Genomic DNA, 24,883 nt, shown 5'->3' on the forward strand with positions numbered 1-24,883 from the left:
ACATTTACAGGGGAACAAATTTCGTAAATATCATACACTAATTTCAACTCCTCAAAAGGAGGACTGTTAATGGACACAATTGATTATGACCGTGCTTTATATTACACGAATCGATCACAATGGGATAACTTGTTAATTTTAATGGTTCGCACTGAAGATGATTTTCTTTCAAAGAAAATCGAACATTTTTTACACGCCTACAACTTTGAACGAAACTATCGAGTAATTCAAGAAGAACTGTATTCGTTATTGCGTTATATTGACCATGCTTCAGAGCTTTCAGAGCACAACCTGAATGATTTTGTAGCAGTGGATCCCTTAACGTAACATCACCTATAGATAAAAGAAGAGGTTTTCCTCTTCTTTCTTTTTTTGTGAACCTGCATAAAAAATAAGTTGACATAAATAATCATTTACACGTACAATTTGAGTATCATTGACTATCTTACATATGAAGGAGAAGATTACTTTGAGTGGAAAACTTCGTTTTCGTACACTTGATTTAACATTAGCAGGGATGTTCGCAGCTCTCATGGCTATTGGTGCAAATATTACATCTTGGGCACCATTCTTACAGGTAGCTGGCGTTCCACTGTCTATGCAACCATTTTTCGTAATACTAGCCGGGATTTTATTAGGAAGTCGCTTAGGGGCTATTTCCATGATTGTATACTTCCTTGTGGGGCTTGCAGGAGCACCTGTATTTGCTCAGTTTAAATCAGGAGCTAGCGTTTTATTTGGCAGTACGGGCGGCTTTTTATTATCATATATTGTTGCTGCTTATGTAGTAGGAAAAGTTATTGAATGGAAAGGGAAACCTCATTTTTCAGTATTTATAAGTGCTGCACTTGCAGGTATTGCCATTATCTATATTATTGGAACAACATATATGTACATGGCTGTTAACTATTGGTTAGAAGCTCCGGCAATGAGCTATGCGACTGCTTGGAAAATTATGATTTGGTTTGGTGTAAAAGACATTATCTTTACAATTATTGCGGCGTTAATTGCGCCTCGAATTTATAAAGCTTTAACAGCTTCTCCTTATTACAAAGGAATTCATTCAAATAAAGCTGTATAGAAAAGGCTGAGCAAATAAGCTCAGCCTTTTTTTAAGCGTTCACGCGATTAATAACTTCTTCTACTTGATTCATAACGGCTTTTTGAACATCAGCTAACTGGTTAGCGCTCGCTTGTTCATCTTTGGTTACGACACCAAAATAAAACTTAACTTTTGGTTCTGTACCAGATGGACGTAAGCAGAACCATGAACCATCTTCTAGTACATATTTAAGTACGTTTGATTTTGGAAGCTCAATATCTTCTACTTTTCCACTTTCAACAAACTGACGAGTTCCTAGCGTATAGTCTTCAAGAACGGATACTTTAAGACCTGCAATCTCTTTTGGTGGCTCATTTCTAAACGTCGCAAGAATATGTTGAATTTGTTCAGATCCTTCTTTTCCTTTTAACGTTAATGACTTTAATCCTTCTTGATAGAAGCCATAAGTTTCGAAAATTTGATGAAGCGCTTCGTAAAGCGTCATACCTTGCTTTTTGTAATACGCGCATACTTCAACTGCTAAAACAGCAGCTTGCACCGCATCTTTATCACGTGCAAAGCTACCAATTAAATAACCATAGCTTTCTTCATACCCAAATTGGAATTCGTATTCCCCTGTTTGCTCGTATTGCTTGATTTTTTCTCCAATAAACTTGAACCCTGTTAGCGTGTCGACAACATGTAAGCCAAACGAACGAGCAATCTCAGCTCCTATTTCTGATGTTACGATTGTTTTTAATACAACACCGTTTTCAGGAAGCACACCTTGTTCTTTTTTCTGAGAAAGCAAGTAGTGAAGTAAAATTGCTCCCGTTTGGTTTCCTGTAAGCAATGCATATTCACCGCTTGGATCCTTCACAGCAATTCCCAATCGATCGGCATCTGGGTCTGTAGCAATCAATAAATCTGCATCAATTTCTTTGCCTTTATTAACAGCATATTCAAATGCTGCTTTCTCTTCAGGGTTAGGTGACTTTACTGTTGAGAAATTAGGATCTGGTAGTTCTTGTTCTGCAATAACCGTTACGTTCGTATAACCGATTGTTTCTAACGCTTTTCGAACCGGTTTATTAGCCGTACCGTGAAGTGGTGTAAAGACTACTTTTAATTCTGGACCTACCTCTTGTGCTAAGCTAGGATTTAATAAGATGGTTTTGAGCTTTTCATTATATGCCTCATCCATAGAAGCACCAACCATTTCAATCAATCCAGCTGACTTCAACTCTTGCTCTTCTTTTACTGACAGTTCAAGTTCGTTTTCAACAGCATTTACGTAGCCTACAAGCTCATCTGCTTCTTTTGGAGGCAGCTGCCCACCATCTGGGCCATATACTTTGTAACCGTTATACTCAGGGGGATTATGACTCGCTGTAATAACAATTCCACCAAAAGCACCTAATTGACGAACTGCGAAAGATAGCTCGGGGGTTGGGCGAAGCTCATCAAATACGTATGTTTTAATCCCTTCAGTTGCAAGGGTTTTAGCAGCTTCCATCGCAAATTCTGGCGATTTATGTCTTGAATCGTAAGCGATAACAACTCCTTGTGCCTTTGCTTCTTCCCCTGCAGAAGCAATATAATCTGCAAACCCTTTGGATGCTTTGCGAATGGTATACAAATTCATACGGTTAGTACCCGGACCAATTTCGCCACGCATTCCACCTGTACCAAACTCTAAGTTTTTGTAAAAACAATCTTCCAGCTGTTTCTCATCCGCTTTAATGCTTGCTAACGCTTCCTTTAACTCTCCATCTAAATGTACATTTTCAATCCAAGATGTGTATACTTGCTTCCAGTTCATGAAAAAAGCCTCCTCATCAATACCTTTATGTATGAAAAGAGAAAAACGACAAATGTCGCCTTCCCCTTTAAAATGACATGTCATACCTTGTCAATATTGTAACGTAATATGATAAAAATTCGATGAAAGAATCGAATTTCCTGCTATTACTCCTTACGCAATTGACAATTTTTGAAATGTAGTACTATTGTATCATGAAATATCAGCGATTTGGCTACCTTTTTCATCAACTGGCACAACTGCATCATGTAAATGTTTGTTAAGCTCTTGGCTATACTCAGACGTTTGCTGAGGCGTCCAGCTTAACTCTTGCGCCATGTATTTAATAACGGCTTCTTTCCACTCACGGACCCAAGCAATATCAAAGAATAAAGCGCCTGTACGACGGATAAATAAATCGATTGGCTTTGTAACCATCTCTTCTTCTATTCCATACTGTACTTGTAAAAATACGCTTGCCGGTAAATTACTTGCTTTCATTTTATCTTTATAGTCGGTCATGTAGCGATACAACAAATCAATATTAGAACCATAGCGCTTAACAAGTTTTGTTGCTGCTTCAGGAGACAGCCCAAGCTCTACGCCGACTTTCACTTTTTCCTCGACGAATTTCGGGAAATTCTTAGAGCCACCCACATCTCCACCAGAAATCGGTAAATATTTTGTTTGACTAGGTTTAAACGCGTTTCCTTCTGCTTTCAACTGCTCTGCAACCGTATTTACTACAAGCTCTGCCATTTTACGATAGCCAGTTAGTTTTCCTCCAGCAATCGTAATTAATCCTGAATGTGATGTCCACACTTCGTCTTTGCGTGAAATCTCAGATGGGTCTTTTCCTTCTTCATGAATTAATGGTCGAACACCAGCCCAGCTTGATTCAACATCATCAACTGTGATGTTGACAGTTGGGAACATGTAGTTGATTGCGTCAATTACGTATTCGCGATCTTTTACAGTCATCTGTGGGTGCCTTGCATCTTCTTTATAGACTGTATCCGTTGTTCCAACGTATGTTTTACCATCACGTGGAATAGCAAACACCATACGGCCATCTGGCGTATCAAAGTAGATAGCTTGTTGCAGTGGAAAACGCTTTTGATCAATTACTAAGTGAATGCCTTTTGTTAACTGTAGCTGTTTTCCTTTTTTTGAATTATCTTTTTCACGTAGAGAATCAACCCAAGGACCAGCTGCGTTCACAATTTTTTTTGCATGAATTTTGTACGATCTTTTCGTAATTTGATCAACAACTACTGCACCAATAACCGTTCCATTGTCATAAATAAACTCGTCTACTTTTGTGTAGTTTACTAAATCAGCACCGCGATTTGCTGCTTCTTTTGCTACTTCAATTGTTAAGCGAGCGTCGTCTGTTTTATACTCAACATAATAGCCACCGCCTTTTAAATCCTGTGATTTTACAAGGGGTTCGCGCTTTAATGTTTCTTCAGCACTGAACATTTTACGACGCTCAGAACGTTTGACTCCTGCTAGATAATCATATACGCGTAGTCCCACTGATGTTGAGTACTTTCCAAACGTACCTCCTGTATGAAATGGTAATAACATCCACTCTGGTGTTGTTACGTGTGGACCATTTTCATACACAATGGCACGCTCTTTTCCAACTTCTGCAACCATTTTCACTTCAAACTGCTTTAAATAACGAAGGCCACCGTGGACAAGCTTTGTCGAACGACTTGATGTTCCAGATGCAAAGTCCTGCATCTCAACTAATGCTGTTTTCATTCCGCGATTTGCTGCATCTAAAGCAATTCCTGAGCCTGTAATACCTCCACCAATAACAAGTAAATCATATTTTTGAGTTGTCATTTCTTCTAATTTATTTACACGCATTTTGCTTGAAAACATTTGTCATTCCCCTTTTCTTTTTTCAATTTTTTACAGTTATCTAAAAAAAAGAGACCACAAATCGCATATGTATAACATATGGATTCGTGGTCTCTCCGATTCTCCAACCAAATTATTAACTTGTCTTTAGTATAGCATAAATATGATTAATTTTAAAGGTTTTTCCTCTATATCAGCAGGAATTTTTCAATTTTAACATTCAAAATACCAATATCTACATTTTTATTTAAACGCCATTGTTGCGTTAACTGCTTTTTTCCAGCCTGCATATAAGTCTTCACGACGGCTTTCTTCCATATCAGGTTCGAACGACTTTTCCATATTCCACTGCTGCGCAATCTCTTCGCGGTCTTTCCAGTAGCCTACAGCTAGACCTGCAAGATAAGCTGCTCCTAACGCCGTTGTTTCATTAATTTCAGGACGCTCAACGGGAACATTTAACAAGTCGCTTTGGAACTGCATTAAGAAGTTGTTTTTAACTGCTCCACCGTCTACACGAAGGGTTTTTAATGTAATGCCCGAATCAGCTTCCATTGCGCTTAGCACGTCTTTTGTTTGATATGCTAATGCTTCTAGCGTAGCTCGAACAAAATGCTCTTTTTTTGTACCTCGCGTTAAGCCAAACATGGCACCTCGAACGTCACTATCCCAATACGGTGTGCCAAGGCCTACAAAAGCTGGAACCATGTATACACCATCTGTTGAATCTACGCGATTAGCATACTTTTCTGTTTCTTTTGCATCCTTAAACATGCGCAGCCCATCGCGAAGCCACTGAATAGCAGAACCAGCGACAAAGATACTTCCTTCTAGTGCATATTCAACTTTCCCATCTACACCCCAAGCTAGCGTTGTTAAAAGCCCATGATCAGACTTAACGGCTTTTTCACCCGTGTTCATTAACATGAAACAACCAGTTCCATACGTATTCTTTGCCATTCCTTTTTCATAGCACGCTTGTCCAAATAAAGCTGCCTGCTGATCGCCTGCTGCTCCTGCGATTGGAATGTTGTGACCAAAGAAATGGTAATCAACCGTATGTCCATACACTTCTGATGACGGTTTGACCTCAGGTAACATTGATTTTGGTACCGATAAGATATCCAATAGTTCATCATCCCATTGTAAATCGTAAATATTAAACATTAGTGTACGAGACGCATTTGAGTAATCGGTTACATGAGCTTTCCCTCCAGATAATTTCCAAATTAGCCATGTATCAATTGTACCGAACAAAAGCTCACCGTTTTCAGCTTTCTCACGTGCACCTTCCACATTATCTAAGATCCATTTTACTTTTGTACCTGAGAAGTATGCATCAATTAATAAACCAGTTTTCGAGCGAAACGTATCATTATATCCTTTTTCTTTTAGCTCTTCACAAATTCCTGCTGTTTGACGAGATTGCCATACAATTGCATTATAAACTGGCTTTCCTGTTGCTTTTTCCCACACAACCGCTGTTTCACGCTGATTTGTAATTCCAATTGCTTCAATTTGTTCAGGTGTTATTCCTGATTCCGATAAACAAGAAGCAATAACCGATAGGATTGACCCCCAAATTTCGTTAGCATTATGCTCTACCCAACCTGGATTTGGAAAGTATTGAGTGAATTCTTTTTGAGCAACGTGAACGATTTCGCCTTTTTTATTAAATAACATTGCGCGAGAGCTCGTTGTTCCCTGGTCTAATGATAAAATATATTTTTCCATACTTTATTTCCCCTTTTTGTATTATTTCTTTTATTTTACTCTGACTGTGATTAAAACGCATTCATTTATTTGATAACGCTTTTCTTTGCCATTCCTGGCGCATTTTTTGCTTTTGATATCCCATACACTCCAGCAAACACAATTGCCACAAGTGTTAATACAAACCATAGCGCGCTTCCTGTTTGATTTTTAAAAGCTGCAAGATAGAATACTGCCCCTAATGATCCACCTAAGATCGGGCCTAGGACAGGCACCCAAGCATAACTCCAATTTGATGAACCTTTTCCTGCAATCGGTAAGATGGCATGTGCAATACGCGGACCTAAGTCACGTGCAGGGTTAATAGCATAACCAGTTGTACCACCAAGGGATAAACCGATGCTTATAATAAGAAAGCCTACAATTAATGGGTTCAATCCTTCTGTAAATTCATTTGCACCAATTGTTAGTAAACCAACTACTAAAATAAACGTACCAATTGTCTCACTTAATAAGTTTGAAAATGGATTAGGAATAGCTGGCCCTGTTGCAAAAACACCTAATTTTGTTCCTTGATCAGCTGTTTCTCTCCAATGCGGTAGATAATGTAAATATGTTAATGTTGCTCCTAAAATTGCACCAATCATTTGTGCTAGTATATAAAGTGGGACTTCCTTCCACGAAAAATCTCCGACAATTGCTAATCCGATTGTTACCGCTGGATTTAAGTGAGCACCACTAATGTTACCAACTGCGTATACAGCCATTGCAACAGCTAGTCCCCAACCAAACGTAATAACTATCCAACCTGAATTTGCTGCATATGATTTTTTTAAATTAACGCCGGCACAAACTCCAGCACCTAATATAATTAAAATCATCGTGCCAATTACTTCACCTAAAAATGGACTCATATAAAAAACCTCCTTCGGTCTAATAAGAAACCGTTTACACCAAGAAGAGAATAAAAAAATCCACCATACTTCCCTCTAAATTCATGCATATAAATTTAAAGAGCTATATCGTGGATCTCCTATTCTCCGTCACATGTATTAACTTGTTTACAAGTTTACTAGCTGTTGAAAGCGTTGTCAACACATTTTCGACAAAAAATTCAAACCTTATAACTCTTTATTTAAACGTATTCCACAATTGTTTATTCGAAGTAGTGACTGCAGCTGCACCTGCAGCGATTGCATTCTTTACTTCTTCTTCCCTTCGAATAAGACCACCCGCGAGAACTGGTATCCCGGTTTCTTCCGCTACCTCTTTAAGAAGTGATGGAATAATCCCTGGTAATAGCTCAATAAAATCTGGCTCTACCTTTTTAATGAGCTCATAGCTTTTCTTGAGGGCTGTACTATCTAGCAAAAAGACGCGCTGAATGGCATAAATACCTCGCTGTTTCGCTTTTAAAATCACGTTGGTACGCGTGGAGATAATGCCAGCCGGCTTCAATTCTTGACATAGAAAGTCAACCGCATATTCATCTTGCTTTAGACCATGTATTAAATCGAGATGAATAATCATTTTCTTTTGGTGTCGATGAACTTCTTTCATAATGCCTCGCAGTAAACCTACTTGGTTATCTAACAAAACACCATACTCATATTCACTTGCTAAAAAGCGTTCCAACTGCTTCATATCACGTACAGCAGGCAAAACGGATTGTCCATGAAAACTCATGTTTTCCCCTCACTCTGTTTATTTATTTCTTTATATTATGACAAAAGATGAGTAAAAAAACACCATGCATTTGCATGGTGTAAAATAATTTATTTTTTATATTTAATATTATAAACGTCATGCCTACGATCTTTTAACTGACGGACTGTTCCTGATTGGCGCTGTCTGCGTAAAATCTCCAGATCAACGTCGCCAATAACGACCATCTCAATATTTGGATTACATTCTCCTACAATACCATCTCTTGCAAATTCAAAATCTGAAGGGGCAAAGATAGCTGATTGCGCGTATTGAATATCCATATTTTCTGTTTCCGGTAAATTCCCTACTGTCCCTGCAATTACGGTATAAATTTGATTTTCTACAGCGCGTGCCTGAGAACAATAGCGAACGCGTAAATAACCTTGACGGTCTTCTGTGCAGAAAGGTGTAAAGATAATGTTAGCGCCTTTATCTGTTGCAATTCGTGCCAGTTCAGGGAATTCAATGTCATAACAAATTTGGATGGCAATTTTCCCACAATCTGTATCAAATACTTCTACATCATTTCCTGGACTAATTCCCCACCATTTGCGTTCATTTGGTGTAATATGCACCTTATACTGCTTTTCAATTGTTCCATCTCTGCGAAATAAGTACGCAATGTTAAAGATATCGCCGTCATCTTCTTCCACAAAGTGTGAACCGCCAATAATGTTTACGTTATATTTTACAGCTAACCCTGTGAAGAGCTCAATGTATTCTTCTGTGTACTCTGTAAGGCGTTGAATCGCTTTACTTGGAATTTGCTCATCTAAAAATGACATAAGCTGCGTCGTAAATATCTCTGGGAATACACAAAAGTCTGCTTTCGCATCGTACGCAACGTCCGTATAGTATTCCACTTGAGTAGCAAACTCTTCAAATGAATTGATTTGCTTCATCATATACTGCACAACGCAGATTCGCACTGGGAATGATGTTTTGAAATGGCGTTTTGAACGTCGCACATAGTCTACGTTATTCCATTCCATGAGCGTTGCATATTTATTAGAAGCTAAATCATCTGGGAGGTAGCCAGGATTGATTCGCATCAAAGTAAAACCGTTCATTAATTGAAATGATAAAACAGGATCATAAATTTTATGGTGAATTACCTGTTCTACATATTCACGAGGAGACATTTCTCCTGAATGTTTATGATAATTAGGAATGCGCCCACCAATGATAATACTTTTTAAGTTCAGTTCACGTGCTAAGTCTTGGCGCGCTTCATAGAGTCGTCGCCCAATTTTCATCCCACGATAATTTGGATGAACCATCACTTCAATTCCATATAGGTTATACCCTTCTGGATTATGATTTGTGATATATCCTTCATCTGTAATATCATCCCACGTATGCTGGTCATCATACTCATCAAAGTTGACAATCAAACTTGAACATGAACCAATAATCTCTCCATCAAACTCTGCACAAATTTGACCTTCTGGAAAGATTTCAAGATGACTTTCTAACTGCTCACGCTTCCACGGCTCCATTCCTGGGAATGATAGTTTTTGAAGTGCTAATATTGCATCTATATCAGAGTGTTTAATGTTTCGTATAATCATTTTCTTTTCAAACTTAGACAAATCTATTGTTGACATATTTACCAACCCTCTTTCGCACACAACTGAAAATTTAGTTTCCCTTTTTTTCATTATATTAAACAAAATTAAAAATTCTAACTATTTAGCATCCTAAAAAAAGGAACACCCAGCGGATGCTCCTTTTTAATGATAATATTCAGTTTGAGATGAGTGTTGTGAATAAGATACAAGTAAGTTCTCTCGTTCAAAAAGTTCAATAGATAAAGGAAAAACAAACCCAAATTTACTAAGTATTCTCACATTTTTACCGAATCGATCACGATCACTCTTTTTAATTGGACGATGTTGAATGGATTCAACTAAAGCAATAACTGTTTGCAAACTACTAATGACTTGCAATGCTTCATCAAGTAATCCATTATATAATGGGTTAGACTCATCATGATGACCAAGTAAATAATGGCTATGAATATGCTGTAGTCGTTCATCTGATACATATTGAGGTAATAAATCATATAGAAGTTGCTCTGTTAATTCTTCTATGTAATGTTCCATCTCAGCTGGAGCTGCACATGCAATTTTCAACGTTGCCCCTCCTTTTATAAAACAAGTTTATATACGTAGGATAACATAAATAAAAACAAAGAAGATAAGGTAGTTATTTCCTCCTAAAAAAAGGAACTTCCGCACTTGTTGAAATCTACCATAATTCATGAAAGAAAAGGATGAGATAAGCGTGAATGCAAAAAGTGAATGGGTAACAATTCCCATTACTAAACAAGACAGTCAGTTAACAATTGAAGACTATTTAAAAGAAAAATGGCATCTTTCTAAAAAAACGCTGCATTTATTTCGAATGAATAAAAGCATCAAAATAAATGGAGAAACCTTACCATGGAAATATGTGCTACAAGAAGGAGATAAAGCTGACCTTCACCTTTACAGCCCGGAAGAGCATACAATTAAGCCGTATCCACTACCGCTTGAAATTTTGTATGAAGACCCTCATGTGTTAATTATAAATAAACCACAGGGCTTGGATACACATCCTTCATCTCCTGAAGATACTAAGACACTGTTAAACGCTGTTGCTTATTATTTCTCTACACAAGGTTTATACACAAAACCTCGACATGTTCATCGGCTTGACCGCGATACGTCAGGAGCTATTTTATTTACCAAACACCATGTTGCTAGTTCTGTATTTGATCAGATGCTGGCACAAAGACAAATTAAGCGGTCATACGTTGCTCTTGTACACGGCCTATTTGCTAAAAAACAAGGAACAATTTCAGAACCGATTGGGAAAGACCGCCATCACTCTACAAGGAGAAGAGTCTCAAAATCCGGTCAAGCTGCAGTTACTCACTTTCAAGTGTTGAGACAAAACAAGTCAAAAAATGAGGCGCTCGTCTCACTTATGCTCGAAAGTGGACGCACGCATCAAATTCGTGTGCATTTAAGCTATATCGGCCATCCTTTAATCGGCGATACCTTGTATGGCGGACGTAAACAAAGCGGTCAACAACAAGCTTTACATGCCTTTAAATTAGCCTTTTGGCATCCATTTACACACGAAGATATTTGCGTAACAGCAAAAACCGACCAGGCTTCGTTAATTCCATATAATCAGTATTTTTAAAGACGAAACAGCTTCTTTCTCAACGCTTAGTGTTGGAGCGAAGCTGTTTTTTATTTACTCTGAACAAAATTTCCTCTTAACATTTCGTCCCTCTTTCTGTATAATACATTCTTAGAAAACATTTGTACTTCACAGGAGGACATCATGAAGAAAATTGGGCTTTTACCACGGATTATCTTGGCTATTTTTGCCGGTGTTGTAATCGGAAGCTTTATGCCAGGATGGTTTGTTCGCATATTTGCTACGTTCAATGAAATATTTGGAAACTTTTTAGAATTTGCAATTCCTCTCATTATTATTGCATTCATTGCTCCAGGAATCGGAGAAATTGGAAAGGGAGCAGGAAAATATTTAGGATTAACAACTGCTCTAGCTTATGGATCTACAGCAATAGCTGGATTATTAGCTTATCTTGTTGCGCATAATTTATATCCGGTTATGCTGAATAACTCCATTCAATCTTCTGCATTTGAAAACCCTGAGAAAGCATTACTAAAACCTTTCTTAGAACTTCAAATTCCTGCTCCAATGGAAGTGATGACAGCACTTGTATTAGCTTTTACTCTCGGACTAGGCATGGCAGCTATTAAAAATGATTCATTAAAAAAAGTAATGATTGATTTTCGTTCGGTTGTGGAACTACTGATTGGCAAGGTTATTATCCCTTTACTACCGATTCACATTTTAGGGATTTTTGCCAACATGACACAAGGTGGTCAAGTGCAGACCATTATGAGCGTTTTTGCAAAAGTATTTGTGATGATTTTGATTCTTCACTTTGTTATTTTACTTGTTCAATACAGCGTTTCCGGCACGTTAGTTAAGAAAAATCCGCTTGCTTTATTAAAAAATATGATGCCCGCTTACTTTACAGCACTGGGCACACAGTCATCTGCTTCAACAATTCCCGTTACAATGGAACGTGCCAAAAAGAATGGGGTACGTGATAAAGTAGCTGATTTCTCAATTCCATTACTGGCTACTATTCATTTATCAGGAAGCACTATTACTATTGTTTCATGTGCAATGGCTGTACTGTACATCAACGGTACCGAAGTAGCATTTGGAACGGTCTTACCTTTTATTTTGATGTTGGGAATTACTATGATTGCCGCACCAGGTGTACCCGGCGGTGGCGTTATGGCTTCTTTAGGCTTACTGCAAACGATGCTAGGTTTTGATGCAACGATGACTTCTCTCATGATTGCGCTATATATGGCTCAAGACAGCTTTGGAACGGCGTGTAACGTAACAGGAGACGGAGCAATTTCACAATTAGTTGATCGCTTTACTTCTGAAAAATCCAAAGCTGAATCCATTCAAAAAGCTAGCTAAATTCGATACTAAGAAGCACAGCCTGAGGCTGTGCTTCTTAACTATTTATTCTCCTTTTATGTCCTCTTCAATCTTAAACTGATGAATCATTTTCATTAGCTCTTCACTTAGCTCTTGCAGGTGTTCAGCAGATTCAGATACAGTCGAAATAGCTCGGATTTGCTCTTCAGTCGATGCAGTAATTTCTTCTGTTCCTGCAGCCGACTGTTGCGCGATGGCTGCAATGCTTTGAATCGATGCTACTACACCATCTTTATGAGTATCAATTTCCTGCATATTGTTCATCACATCTTGAATAGATGTAACGACCTGTTCAATATTTTGGGCGATATCACGAAATGATTGCTCTGTATCCGCTACGGCTCCTTCTTGCGCTACTGATAGCTCTCTTGTATGGTCAAATTCTTGACGAGCCATGGCAACTTCTTTTTGAATGCTGGCAATTGTTAAACGAACCTTCTCTGTTGCAGTAGATGACTGTTCAGCCAACTTACGTACTTCTTCTGCTACTACTGCAAACCCTTTTCCGTGTTCTCCTGCTCTAGCAGCTTCAATGCTGGCATTTAACGCAAGTAAGTTTGTTTGATCTGAAATATCATTAATTGTATGAATAACATATTCAATCTCTTGCATCTTATCTGTCAACTCATTAATAACAACTTGAACTGATTCAATCGTTTTAGCAGACTGATTCGTTTGTTCACGCAGTGACTGCACTTGATGTAAACCATGCGTATTTGCTTGAATCGCTTCACTCGTTAACGTATTAATTTTGGTATTTTTATCAATTACCTGCTCAATTTGGGCTGATAAACTCATCGTTTTATGATTAGTTGAATCAGCATCAGAAGCCTGCTGCGTTGCGCCGCTTGCAATTTCATGAATGGCTCTTCCAATCTCTTCACTAGATGCTGTTGCTTCTTCTGATACTGCACTTAAATTTTCCACAGAAACCTTGACTGTTTCCACAGATTCTTGAACAGCTGCAATCAATTGGCGATTGCGCCCTACCATCACGTTAAACAAGTTGGTTAGTTGACCAATTTCATCTTTAGATTTGGTTTGGATATGAACCGTTAAATCTCCCTCTGCCACTTTTGCCACTTCTTCTTTTAATCGAACAATTGGCTTTGTCATGCTTTTTGAAATAAAGAAGATTAGGAGAATTGATAATAAAATCCCAACGGCTGCGATAGTCATAATGATACGAAAGATTTCCTTAGCGCTACTAAGCATATTATCGTAAATAAAGGCATTTCCTATTTTCCATCCTGTATCTTCAATTGTCTCAAAGGCTAGAACTCGATTCTCTCCTTTATATTTATAATGAAGAAAGTCTTTATCTTTTGCATAAACGTCATCCATAAACGCTTCTTTTTGCAACTCATTGCCTGTTGCGGTTGGATGAACGAGAACAAGACCTTGCTGATCAAATAAAAAAGCGTAACCATCATAATTCACTTGAGCTTTTGCTACCATAGAATTTAAAGCATCTAACTCTAAATCGATTGCTAGTACCCCTAGACGTTGATTTGTTTGAGGATCTTCGATTGTTTTAGCAATAGTTACTACCGTCTTTCCAGTAGATGCATCTTCATACGGTTCTGTATAAATAACTTTTCCAGGACTTTCAACTGCTTGTTTATACCAAGGTCTAGCAGTTGGGTCATAATCTGCGTCATATTCTAACGTCGGAACCGTGTACATTCCTTTATTTTCAGTTCCAATATATTGGAGGGCCATATTTGGATATTTTTCGCTTACTTGCTGAAATTCCCTTTGGACCGTTTGCCAGCTAAAGTAGCTGTCTTTTTGTGGCTCTTTTTCTTCTTTTAGAAAGTTAACCAGTACGTCGTTTTCACTATACTCAGCTACTTTACGACTATACATTTTCAAATAAGTATCGATATTTGTTTTGAGCTCTCCCACGAGCGTTTGTGATTGTACCTGCACATCGTGTTCAATTTGCTTTTTCGTAAATTGATAAACAATTCCTGAAACAAGCAATAATAAGATGATGATAATCGATGTGAAGAATAGAATCATTTTGGTGCTTAATTTTTTCATACTCTCACCTTTCTACATTACATTCATTAATTCACTGTCCTCTTTTATAACGGATACTTATCTGAAAATGTGAAGAGTTTTCAAGTACTTTTTTCTAACAATCTACTTCTGATAAAAGAAAAAAGAGTGTTTTCCCTAAAGAAAAACACTCTTTTCACGTTAACTTTCTTGATACATCCGGCTCAATATGTACCAGCGTATCTTTAATTTGATACTCATCGCTCATCATATGTTCTATTTTATCAGCAATTTGATGGCTGTTAATGACGTCTAAATAGGGGTCAACCTTTACCGTTACATCTAAAACAACGTGATTGCCTAGCATTCTGGCTTTCACATCGTGAACTTCGTTTACGCCGTTAACTTCAGAAATAACTTCTTTATAATGCAATAACTGCTCTTGGTCAAACCCGTCCGTCAAGGAATGCGTCGCTTCCTTAAAGATTTCTACAGCAGTTTTACAAATGATTAATCCAACAATAATAGCTGCAACCAAGTCGATCCAAGGTAATCCAAACTGAGAGCCAACAATTCCAATAACAGCGCCAATGCTGACTAATGCATCTGATAGATTATCTTTTGCTACGGCTCGAAGCGACTGACTGTTTAGCTTATTAGCAAGCTTAATGTTATAACGATAAACCAAAAACATAATAGCTGCGGCAGCCAACCCTACCCATGCAGCTAATAGATTAGGAGCTTCTACTTCTTTTAAAAAGATAGATTGTCCTGCATCAGCAAGAACTTGCAAACCAATAACCATCATAATAAACGATGCGATTAAAGAAGCGATATGCTCTGCACGCGAATGGCCATATGGATGATCGTGGTCTCGAGGCTTCTGAGAGATTTTCAATCCAACTAATACAGCAATTGAAGCGATAATATCCGTTACGTTATTTAAACCATCCGCTTTTAAAGCCGATGAACCTGCAATAAATGCAATAACTAATTTACAAATTGATAATGTAATATATGAGACAATGCTAACCCATGCACCTTTTTGAGCTTGTTCATAATAATTTTCCACACTGTTCGCAACCTTTCTCAACAAAATGAGCAAAACTAGTGTACCAAACGAGTTTCGTGTGGGTCTATAGAAACATTGTTGACTCTTAACACGTAAATAGAGCCTATTAAACTATTTAGTTTTATGGAAAAGAAGTTGTATTTGTGCAACTTGAAAAGAGGCTAGGCTATGACTAAATGATTCTGTCTCCAAGACGAGTCATGATGTTTTTAAAATAGTTAGTTTGTAAGAAACCATTGGTTCTATCGCGCTACAGACACTGTCCCCTATTCCACTAATTTCTTAACTTATTTTTCAAGCCAACAAAAATATCCGAACCACCAAAAGGATTTACCTCTCAACAATTCGGACATCTCATTAACTGAAATAGTTAGTTTACGGCCTTTTTCATTCACTTACATTCTTTTATTTATTTCCAAGTCATCAGTCATAATAACATCTACGCCTTCATTCATCAGTTGAAGAAACAAGTGCTTGTCGTTAACCGTATATACGCGAAGCTCTAATCCAGCTGCCTTCGCTCTTTTTGCTTCTGCTGAAAACGCATATTCAGCTTCACAGTGAAGGCCACTTGCCTGAATGGTCAAAGCTTTTTCAACTGCTTTGTTATCAATTCCTTCAAAGAGAAATCCTAGTGAAATATGTGGATGTATATCCCTAACTTTTATCAAGCTTTTGTAGTTAAAAGATGAGATAATGACTTGGTTTCCAAGCTCATACTCTTCTATAAGCTCTAGCACCTTTTCTTCCAGACCTTCATACGCTATCACATCATTTTTCAGCTCAATATTAAGGGTTAGCACACTCTTTGTACTAACTATCCATTCAAACACATCTCGAAGCGTAGGGATAGCCTCCTGATGAAACGCCTTATGAAACCAAGTTCCGGCATCAAATAAAATAATTTGCTTTAAGAAAAAGTCTTGAACATAGCCGATGCCATTAGTAGTTCGATTTATTTCTTCATCATGAATAACAACGACTTCTCCATCTTTTGTTAGCTGTACGTCTAGTTCAATACCACTTACATTTCTCTTCCTAGCTTCTTCAAATGCTCTCATCGTATTTTCTGGAAATTTGCTACTAAACCCTCTATGGGCATAAACCTTTGTTTTTTGACTCATACCGACTCCCCTTATTATGTAGAATAAAAGCCCGCTTACCTTTTCCTAAACGGGCCTTATATCATTTCTTATTTTTGATTCGCTGCTTCAAGAGAACGATTAGTCTCTTCCGCTGCTCGATTTAAGGCTTCTTGTGGTTTCACACCTTGATATAAACTTTCCATCCCCGATACAATTTTCTGACGAGATTCTGGGAAAACAGAAATTAGCGCACCTTGTGTTGCTGGAGACGGCTTTGTCTGGCTCAATTGGTCAACCGTTACTTTCAATTGAGGATATTTCTCCCATTCTTTCTTTACAATATCTTGCTCATATGCTTTAGGATTAATAGCAAAATAGCCTGTTTCTACATGCCATTTTGCCTGAGCTTCAGGTGTTGCAAGATATTTCATGAAATCCCATGTTGCCTTTTGTGTTTCTTCACTAATCCCGTTAGACATCCAAAGTGAAGCACCTCCAATGATAACCCCTTGGCGATCTTCTTCTTTTGGAACTGGTAAATAGGCCACTCCTACTTCAAATGGAGCATTATCAATCAACGTTTTGACACCTGCGGATGAATCTAAAAACATAGCAACTTTCTTTGATTGAAACGCTGCTCGAATATCATCCCAATTTTGTCCTACATTGTAGAATGTACCATCATTATACATATCTGAAATAAGATTGAACGCGTTCAATCCTTCTTTTCCATTGAAGACTGCTTTTTCAGCATTACCGCTGCGGCCATTTTCATTATCAACATATAACCCACCTTGAGCAGCTACCAACTCTTCAAAAAACCAACCATAATTTAAAATAGAGAATCCGTACTGCGTTGTTTGATTTCCTTTTTTCTTTGTTAATTTTTCCGCTGCTTTTTGTAGCTCATCGTAAGTCGTTGGTGCTTTTTCGGGATCTAACCCCGCTTCTTTAAATGCGTCTTTATTATAAACAAGGACGGGAGTTGACGAGTTAAAAGGCATTGAGTACTGTTCACCGTCTACTTGATAATAACTTGAAATATTTTGTTCCCACTGAGAGGTATCATAGTTTTCTTCATCAATAAACTTTTGAACAGGTTGAACCTTTCCACTATCAATCATATATTTTGTTCCTACTTCAAATGTTTGCATAACAGAAGGCGCATCTTTTGTGCCTGCTACCGTATTAAATTTTGTTAATGCCTCTTCATATGTTCCCTGAAACATCGGCTTCACTTCTACTTCATCCTGTGACTTATTGTAATCATCTACCATTGTATTTAACACTTTTTCTAAATCACCGCTCATAGCATGCCAAAAGACGACTTCTGTTTTACCATCTTCTGTTTTCTTTGTCTCCTGCACTTCAGAACCACTACTCGAATTTGAACATGCTGCAACAAGCATTAACATACAAGCACTCAGTATCGCTAACCATTTTTTCATCATTGTCACTCCCTTATTTAATTGCACCTTGTGTGAGACCTTTTTGAAGTCGTTTTTGTCCTAAGAATAGAAGTAATAATGTCGGTAAAATCACTACAACAACCGCTGCCATCACCACCCCCCAATCCGTCGAAATTTCTTGAGTTTGCATCTGTTTCAAACCAATTTGTACTGTTCGTGCCTCTTCAGTGTTGGTAACAAGAAGTGGCCACAAGTACATGTTCCAAGTCGTTAAAAAACTATAGACTCCTAATGTAACCAGGCTTGTCTTTGAAACTGGTAGTACAACATTCCAAAAGAAGCGGAAGCGACTAATTCCTGCAACCTGAGAAGCTTCATAAAGTTCATGAGGAATCGTTTTAAACTGCTGACGTAACAAAAATGTTCCAAATGCTAAAGCAAAGAACGGGATAGTCAAGCTGAGATGACTGTTCAGCCAACCAAGCTTTTGAATTGTTAAAAAGTTTGGAACCATCGTTGCTTCCCAAGGAATCATCATTGTAGAGATAAAGAGAAAGAACAGTGCCTCTCTTCCTTTAAATGAGATAAATACAAAAGCAAAAGCTGCAAGGCTAGAAACAATTATTTGTCCAAGCATAACGGAAATAGACACAACGAAACTGTTAAGCAAATAATGCAACAGCGGTACTCGCTCAAAAGCCGCTCGATAGTTCTCAAACGTAAACGAAGTTGGTAAAAGATTTCCTTCTAACACCTGTGCTCCCGTCATAAAGCTGATGGAAAAGGCGTATAAAATAGGAAATACGATAATAAAAGTTGAGGTAATCAATAGGGTGTATGTGATAAACTTTCTTGTTTTACTCATTGATAGTGAACCTTCCTCTCGCCTAGTTTAAATTGAAGGATGGTTAAAATCAGAATACAGAAAAATAAGATAACCGCTTGTGCACTGGCAGAGCCCACATTGTAATTAATAAACGCATCTTTATAGATAGAGTAAACAATTACATTTGTAGAATCTGTCGGACCACCTTTTGTTAAAATGTCGATTTGACCAAAGGTCTGAAATGCGTTAATAAACGAAACAGTAATGATAAAAAATAGTGTTGGAGATAGCATAGGAATCGTTATTTTTCTTAGCTGATACCAATAGCTCACACCTGCAATCTGCGCATTTTCATAAAGCTTTTCATCAATATTTTGTAAACCTCCAAGCAAGATTAAAAAAGTAAAACCAACGTTCATCCAAACTGTTGAAATGGATACCGCAATGAGCGCAAACTTTGGATCAAGCAGCCATTGAACTCCTTGGATACCTACCGTATTGAGGACTTTATTTATAATACCGATAGCAGGATTATACATAAACATCCAAATAACTGATGATGCGGCTACGCTCATACCCATTGTGGATGAAAACATCGTACGGAAAAAGCCGATTCCTTTTAACTTTTCATTAGCAATTAAAGCCAAAAATAAAGCGAGAGTAATTCCAATAGGTACCGTGTATAAAACAAATAAAAAAGTAGCTTTCATACTTTGCAAGAAATTAGGATTCGATAGTAAATTCACAAAATTATCTACCCCGACAAATCGTAAGGGCACACCTTGACTATCCGTGATAAATAGACTTAAATACAGCGTGCGAAGCATAGGATAAAAGAGGAACACGCTAAATAAAAGGATAGAAGGCAATAAGTAAGTCAAACCTTCCAGCATTGATGAACGTTTGTTAGACACAAGCTTCGGTTTTATCGCCTCAGCATTCGATAACTTCGGGATAGCACTCATGCTAACTCCTCCTCAACCGTGTGTGACGTAATATGCTTTGTGTCTTGATGCACGCATTCACCGGTTTCAGAATGAAATAAAAAGATATCTTTTGAATCAATATAAAGCGGAATCTCATCACCAACAGCAATATTCCATTGACCATTCCATTTAGCAATCCATTGTTCGCTTGAACCGACTGTAAAAGTGATCAGCGTTTCTGTTCCTAAGATCTCTACGTTTATAACCTTTACTAAAAGGCTCGGTTCCTCCCCTTTTGCCAACTTCACTTTTTCTGGCCTTACGCCAACAATTAAATCCTTATGTTCCGTCATTAATTCGATAGACATAGGGTATGAAAGTGACTGACCTTGTTCAAAAATAAGCTGATGTGAATGCACTTGTACGGTTGCTAAATTCATAGGAGGCCCGCCAATAAATGAAGCAACGAACGTATTGGTAGGTGAATTATAAATATCTAAGGGCTTCCCTACCTGTTGGATATGCCCACCGTTTAAAATCATCATGCGATCTGCCATTGTCATCGCTTCTGTTTGATCATGAGTTACATAAATCATTGTGATGCCTAACTTACGCTGAAGCTGCCGGATTTCTGACCTCATTTTGGCACGAAGCTTCGCATCTAGGTTTGATAATGGCTCATCCATTAAACATATGGGTGCCTGCGTCACAATTGCTCGTGCTAGAGCAACACGCTGACGCTGTCCACCAGAAAGCTGTTTTGGCTTACGATTCAAAAGTTGGTCAAGACCCAAAAGCTCAGCAGCTTCATGACAGCGCTCTCTTTGCTCTATTTTAGAAATTTTCTTTGTGTGCAAGCCAAAGGTAATGTTTTGCTCTACCGTTAAGTGCGGATATAATGCATAATTTTGAAATACCATTGATAAGTTTCGTTGGCTCGGTAACAAGCGATTTGCTTTTTCTGTTCCAATAAACAAGTTGCCTTCTGTAATGTCTTCAAGTCCAGCAATCATTCGAAGCATCGTGCTTTTTCCACATCCAGACGGGCCAACTAATACAAAGAATTCTCCTGCTTCAATCGTGACGTTAATGTCGCTGATCACATTTGTTTTTTGATCATACGATTTTTTGAAATTTTGTAACTGTACTCTTTTCATATCATCACTCCCTTTTTTACTTTACGGACAAAGATAATTATTCATGACTATTTTGCGTCTTCCACAACCAATTTTTACCTGTAGATACAGCTACTGCTCCACTCTGTAATGCTTGATCAATATGTTGTTGGTTTTGAATTAATCCCCCTGTAATAAGGGGACAAGATGTTTTCAATTTTAACTTTTCAATCATTTCGGGTATTAAAGCTGGCATAACTTCAAGAGCATCTGGCTGAATTTCTTCAACTACTTTCAATCCGTTTGCTACCGCATCTGTGTCCACTAAAAACAAACGCTGAATAGCAATCAATCCTTCTTTTTTTGCAAGTTGGATTAGGGAACTCTTTGTGGTTACAATCCCCGTAGGCTTCACGAATTTCGCAATAAATTTTAGCCCTTCCTTGTCATAGCTAATTCCCTTGATTTTCTCAAGGTGCAAAAATACAAAGCGGTCATGTTTCTTAAGTAGCTCCACGTACTTTTTAATGACGCTAATGTTACCAGTAAGAAGAAAAGCTACTTTTACATCTGATTCTAAAAAGAGTTCTAGACTCTTGGGTGTTTTAACAGATGCAATCATTCGATCTCGATTTAGATAAAATTGAAATTCACTTACTATATTCACGCTTACAATCACCTCAGATAGAGTAAACAAAAAGCCATAAAAAAACGCATAGATCTTTCATTCTATTGTTTTTTTATGGCTTCTCTTATTCATAACCAATTATCTATTCACTTGTCTTTCACAGTTATTATCTTAGCTCGTCCATATAAAGGAACTGTGAAGAAAGTGTATAGTTTTGTAAAGAGGGAGTAGATGTTTTGTAAACAAAAAAAAGAGCGATTACAAAAATGTAATCGCTGCTTTTTATAGTGCACACTCTTCAATTTCAAACCCTAAGTCTTCGATAATCTGCCAATCCGACGTCGGTTCTTGTCCTTCTGTTGTTAGATAGTCTCCAACAAAGATAGAATTAGCAGCAAATAATCCTAGTGGCTGTAATGAACGAAGGTTGATTTCTCGTCCACCCGAAATGCGAATTTCCTTTGTCGGATTAACAAATCGCATCATGGCTAAAATCTTTAAACACTGCATCGGTGTAAGAGATTTTTGGTTCTCTAATGGTGTGCCTGGTACTGCAACTAAGAAGTTACAAGGAATAGAATCTGCATCTAATCTATTTATCTCAAAAGCTATATCTACTCGCTGCTCGTCCGTTTCACCCATTCCAAAAATAGCACCGGAACAAGGAGATAATCCCGCTTGTTTTGACTTTTGCACCGTATCAACCCGATCTTCATAACCATGTGTAGAACAAATTTCATCATAATGATCAGCATGTGTATTCAAGTTATGGTTGTAGCGATGTACGCCTGCATCTACTAGTCTGGAAGCCTGATCATCATTCAAAAAGCCTAGACAGGCACAAATTTTCAAGTTCGTTTCTTCACGAATCTGTTTCACAGCACCAATAACGTGTTCTACTTCTCTATCGGTTGGACGACGCCCTGACGCCACAATACAGTATGTACCCGCTTTCCGGCGCTTTGCTTCAAACGCACCTTCAACAATTTTTTCTTGCGTTAACCAAGCATACTTATCAATCGGAGCCTCTGAAATAATAGACTGTGAACAGTAACCACAATCTTCCGGACAAAGTCCCGACTTTGTATTAATAATCATATTTAACTTTACTTTCCGTCCATAGTAGTGGTGTCTAATCTGATAAGCAGCATTCATAATGCTTAAAATTTGTTCATCTGGAATAGCTAATATTTGTTGGGCTTCTTCTTTTGTTAGTACATATCCCTCTTCAATAATCTGAGTAGCCAGCTTGCCCCAATCTTTTATATAGGCTGCTTTCACGGCAATTCCCTCCCTCTAAATATGTTAATCTATATGAAATAAAAGTTAACATTTTCCATAGATAAATGTCAACAAAATATTATAATAAGTTTACATTTGGATGATTATAAAAAAAGCAGGTACCTTTAAAAGTTACCTGCAAAACTACCTTATTTATAAATCCCTTCTAACTAGTTGAATAACGCCAGACTTTGGACATCTGAATGTATGAAATCCTGAACTTAGAGCTTGATTTTCATTATGAACCACTTTCCCTAAGCAGTTAACTATCCTTACTTGCCATATTCCAGCTGTTAACTTTACAATTATCGTCTCTTCTTCCGACCCGTTCACAATCGTACATAAGTGATTATCTTTCTTTAACTGAATAGCAGTAGAGTCGTAGCGCACTACTAAGCTTTCATGCTCATGTTCTACGCTCATGGCCGCATTCATCTGAGCTGAGGTAGCTCTTATCTTTTTAACGTTTAGAAGGTTGCAGTGTTCCTTCCAAAATGTAATCCAATAGGATAGTAGCTGTGAATGTTCATAGCTTAAATGTTTTAAGCTAATACTAACATGCGGCACCGCAAATAATGTGTTAATAAAATAGAGCGAGGCATTTTCTACGCTTTCGTTTTCATGCCATTGAATAATCGGTGATTGAATGGACTGATTGGGATACAAATGCCGCAAGTTTTTTATATGTAGTCGTTCTGTTGCTCGATCACTCATCATGAAAGAAGAGGGAAAACTATAATGAGGCGATTGATTATTAACCACAAAGCAGCCAACCTCTAAAACTTGCCTTCCTTTTTGAAGGCTTGTAATATGCTGTAGTAAACGATAAACCATATGTTCCGTGTCGTCACAATCAGAACTCGCTTGTACTCGAATCTCTATTCGATCAAACTTCCACTTATCTAAGAGTTGTTGCATATGAGCTAAAATATGTCGTCTCCTCGTACTAAACTGTTCATTGGTGAGATAAACAGACAATGTGTAGTCTAACTCCATTTGATGAATGTACGCAATATGCTTTTGAATGGCCGTATCTTGTTCTCTGTCTCCTAACAGACCTTCTACCAGTTCATACGAGACTTCAGCAACAATTCGTTCAAAACCAAGCTGTCTAGCTATATATACATTTTCTTCAATTTCTTGGATTTCTGAAGGAAAGGAATCTGTACATACATAGGTGGGTGAAGATACATGCTTTTTTAAAAAGTGAGCAAACACATTTCCTTTAGTTTCATGCCATTCTTTTAGCTCTACTAGAGACTGTTCATATGGAATATCTCGCGTGTCGATGCGAATTTCGCACTCATATTCTTCATTATTAAAAGGTATTTCCACCTGAAAGCTGAAGTTCATTTCCATTTTCTCTTGATTAAAAGTCATAAAAAGAGCAGCATGTCTTGATGTATCTGAACAGGTTACACTATAACGATTTTCACCTCGATCATTATAAAAGCTATTAAGGTGTGGTAGTTTCCTCATACTCTGGTCATCAAAACGTATACGAGACTGATTAAATAACCAACACCCATGAATATCCGTACATGGATTTGTCCATTCTAACGATAATTTTGCCCCTGTAGCCGCATGATTATTTTTTACCTTTACTTTTACCAAATGAATACCGTTTTCATTTGTTTCATCTAATAGAACATGCATGGTTGGTGATTTAATAACTTGAAAGTCCAAATATTGTTTTACAGCCATTTTCTTGCCACCTTTTTGTAAGCGTATACAATCTATTCCATTACTTTTTTATTAGTTTTATTTTATGTGTAAAATTACTTTCCCTCAATGGTAAATAACTAACGAAATAAAAGTACTTTTTTGCTTTAAACAAAACAAGCATGATACTTA

General features: G+C 37.6%; 21 protein-coding genes. 4 read left to right on the top strand and 17 right to left on the bottom strand.

Annotated elements, in window-relative coordinates; genetic code table 11:
• Positions 1–69: 69 nt before the first annotated feature.
• Together V2145_RS16320 and V2145_RS16325 are read left to right on the top strand one after the other, a co-directional pair.
• On the top strand, positions 70–327 hold the full coding sequence (locus tag V2145_RS16320) for a YhdB family protein (protein ID WP_078990274.1): 258 nt from the start codon (positions 70–72) through the stop codon (positions 325–327).
• Between the two features lie 190 nt (positions 328–517).
• Entirely contained in the window at positions 518–1,081 is a 564-nt protein-coding gene (locus tag V2145_RS16325) for a biotin transporter BioY (protein WP_256993393.1), read from the top strand.
• Positions 1,082–1,112: 31 nt separating this feature from the next.
• Here V2145_RS16325 and V2145_RS16330 read toward each other — a convergent pair whose 3' ends face one another.
• The 7 genes from V2145_RS16330 to V2145_RS16360 form a co-directional block, all read right to left on the bottom strand.
• Positions 1,113–2,864 (bottom strand): phospho-sugar mutase, encoded by a 1,752-nt coding sequence (locus V2145_RS16330; protein ID WP_094912662.1) that lies wholly within the window; start codon positions 2,862–2,864, stop codon positions 1,113–1,115.
• Positions 2,865–3,056: 192 nt separating this feature from the next.
• Entirely contained in the window at positions 3,057–4,736 is a 1,680-nt protein-coding gene (locus tag V2145_RS16335; protein ID WP_094912661.1) for a glycerol-3-phosphate dehydrogenase/oxidase, read from the bottom strand.
• A gap of 222 nt (positions 4,737–4,958) precedes the next feature.
• Positions 4,959–6,449 (bottom strand): glycerol kinase GlpK, encoded by a 1,491-nt coding sequence (gene glpK / locus V2145_RS16340; RefSeq protein ID WP_222582594.1) that lies wholly within the window; start codon positions 6,447–6,449, stop codon positions 4,959–4,961.
• 65 nt (positions 6,450–6,514) lie between these two features.
• Positions 6,515–7,342, bottom strand: coding sequence for an MIP/aquaporin family protein (locus V2145_RS16345; protein WP_330988009.1), 828 nt, complete (start codon positions 7,340–7,342; stop codon positions 6,515–6,517).
• Between the two features lie 217 nt (positions 7,343–7,559).
• Complete coding sequence (locus tag V2145_RS16350) at positions 7,560–8,114, bottom strand: glycerol-3-phosphate responsive antiterminator (protein ID WP_330988010.1); 555 nt, start codon at positions 8,112–8,114, stop codon at positions 7,560–7,562.
• An 89-nt stretch (positions 8,115–8,203) separates the two neighbouring features.
• Entirely contained in the window at positions 8,204–9,742 is a 1,539-nt protein-coding gene (locus tag V2145_RS16355; protein WP_025907832.1) for a bifunctional GNAT family N-acetyltransferase/carbon-nitrogen hydrolase family protein, read from the bottom strand.
• A gap of 126 nt (positions 9,743–9,868) precedes the next feature.
• Positions 9,869–10,270 (bottom strand): DUF5365 family protein, encoded by a 402-nt coding sequence (locus V2145_RS16360; RefSeq protein ID WP_094912657.1) that lies wholly within the window; start codon positions 10,268–10,270, stop codon positions 9,869–9,871.
• A gap of 151 nt (positions 10,271–10,421) precedes the next feature.
• Here V2145_RS16360 and V2145_RS16365 point away from each other — a divergent pair, with 151 nt between their 5' ends.
• Positions 10,422–11,327 (top strand): RluA family pseudouridine synthase, encoded by a 906-nt coding sequence (locus V2145_RS16365; RefSeq protein WP_094912656.1) that lies wholly within the window; start codon positions 10,422–10,424, stop codon positions 11,325–11,327.
• A 144-nt stretch (positions 11,328–11,471) separates the two neighbouring features.
• Positions 11,472–12,662: a dicarboxylate/amino acid:cation symporter gene (locus V2145_RS16370; protein ID WP_330988011.1), complete on the top strand. Its 1,191-nt coding sequence runs from the start codon at positions 11,472–11,474 to the stop codon at positions 12,660–12,662.
• 45 nt (positions 12,663–12,707) lie between these two features.
• Here the strand turns inward: V2145_RS16370 and V2145_RS16375 are convergent, their stop codons facing one another.
• The 10 genes from V2145_RS16375 to V2145_RS16420 form a co-directional block, all read right to left on the bottom strand.
• Entirely contained in the window at positions 12,708–14,729 is a 2,022-nt protein-coding gene (locus tag V2145_RS16375; RefSeq protein ID WP_094912654.1) for a methyl-accepting chemotaxis protein, read from the bottom strand.
• Positions 14,730–14,883: 154 nt separating this feature from the next.
• Positions 14,884–15,759 (bottom strand): cation diffusion facilitator family transporter, encoded by an 876-nt coding sequence (locus V2145_RS16380; RefSeq protein ID WP_094912653.1) that lies wholly within the window; start codon positions 15,757–15,759, stop codon positions 14,884–14,886.
• Between the two features lie 395 nt (positions 15,760–16,154).
• On the bottom strand, positions 16,155–16,883 hold the full coding sequence (locus V2145_RS16385; RefSeq protein ID WP_094912652.1) for a glycerophosphodiester phosphodiesterase: 729 nt from the start codon (positions 16,881–16,883) through the stop codon (positions 16,155–16,157).
• A gap of 68 nt (positions 16,884–16,951) precedes the next feature.
• Positions 16,952–18,292: an ABC transporter substrate-binding protein gene (locus tag V2145_RS16390; protein WP_094912651.1), complete on the bottom strand. Its 1,341-nt coding sequence runs from the start codon at positions 18,290–18,292 to the stop codon at positions 16,952–16,954.
• A 13-nt stretch (positions 18,293–18,305) separates the two neighbouring features.
• Positions 18,306–19,118: a carbohydrate ABC transporter permease gene (locus tag V2145_RS16395; protein ID WP_094912650.1), complete on the bottom strand. Its 813-nt coding sequence runs from the start codon at positions 19,116–19,118 to the stop codon at positions 18,306–18,308.
• Positions 19,115–20,044: a carbohydrate ABC transporter permease gene (locus V2145_RS16400; RefSeq protein ID WP_131888548.1), complete on the bottom strand. Its 930-nt coding sequence runs from the start codon at positions 20,042–20,044 to the stop codon at positions 19,115–19,117. The genes V2145_RS16395 and V2145_RS16400 overlap by 4 nt, the downstream gene beginning before the upstream one ends.
• The gene (locus V2145_RS16405; protein ID WP_094912648.1) at positions 20,041–21,162 is read right to left on the bottom strand and encodes an ABC transporter ATP-binding protein; all 1,122 of its coding nucleotides are present in this window, start codon (positions 21,160–21,162) and stop codon (positions 20,041–20,043) included. Before V2145_RS16405 ends, V2145_RS16400 begins: the two co-directional genes overlap by 4 nt.
• 37 nt (positions 21,163–21,199) lie before the next feature.
• Entirely contained in the window at positions 21,200–21,742 is a 543-nt protein-coding gene (locus V2145_RS16410; RefSeq protein WP_397428378.1) for a glycerol-3-phosphate responsive antiterminator, read from the bottom strand.
• 288 nt (positions 21,743–22,030) lie between these two features.
• The gene (gene bioB, locus V2145_RS16415; RefSeq protein WP_311859460.1) at positions 22,031–23,029 is read right to left on the bottom strand and encodes a biotin synthase BioB; all 999 of its coding nucleotides are present in this window, start codon (positions 23,027–23,029) and stop codon (positions 22,031–22,033) included.
• Between the two features lie 153 nt (positions 23,030–23,182).
• Entirely contained in the window at positions 23,183–24,733 is a 1,551-nt protein-coding gene (locus V2145_RS16420; protein WP_311859462.1) for a hypothetical protein, read from the bottom strand.
• Positions 24,734–24,883: the final 150 nt, after the last annotated feature.

The organism is Priestia sp. GS2 (genome assembly GCF_036409025.1).
GTDB lineage: Bacteria > Bacillota > Bacilli > Bacillales > Bacillaceae_H > Priestia > Priestia aryabhattai_A.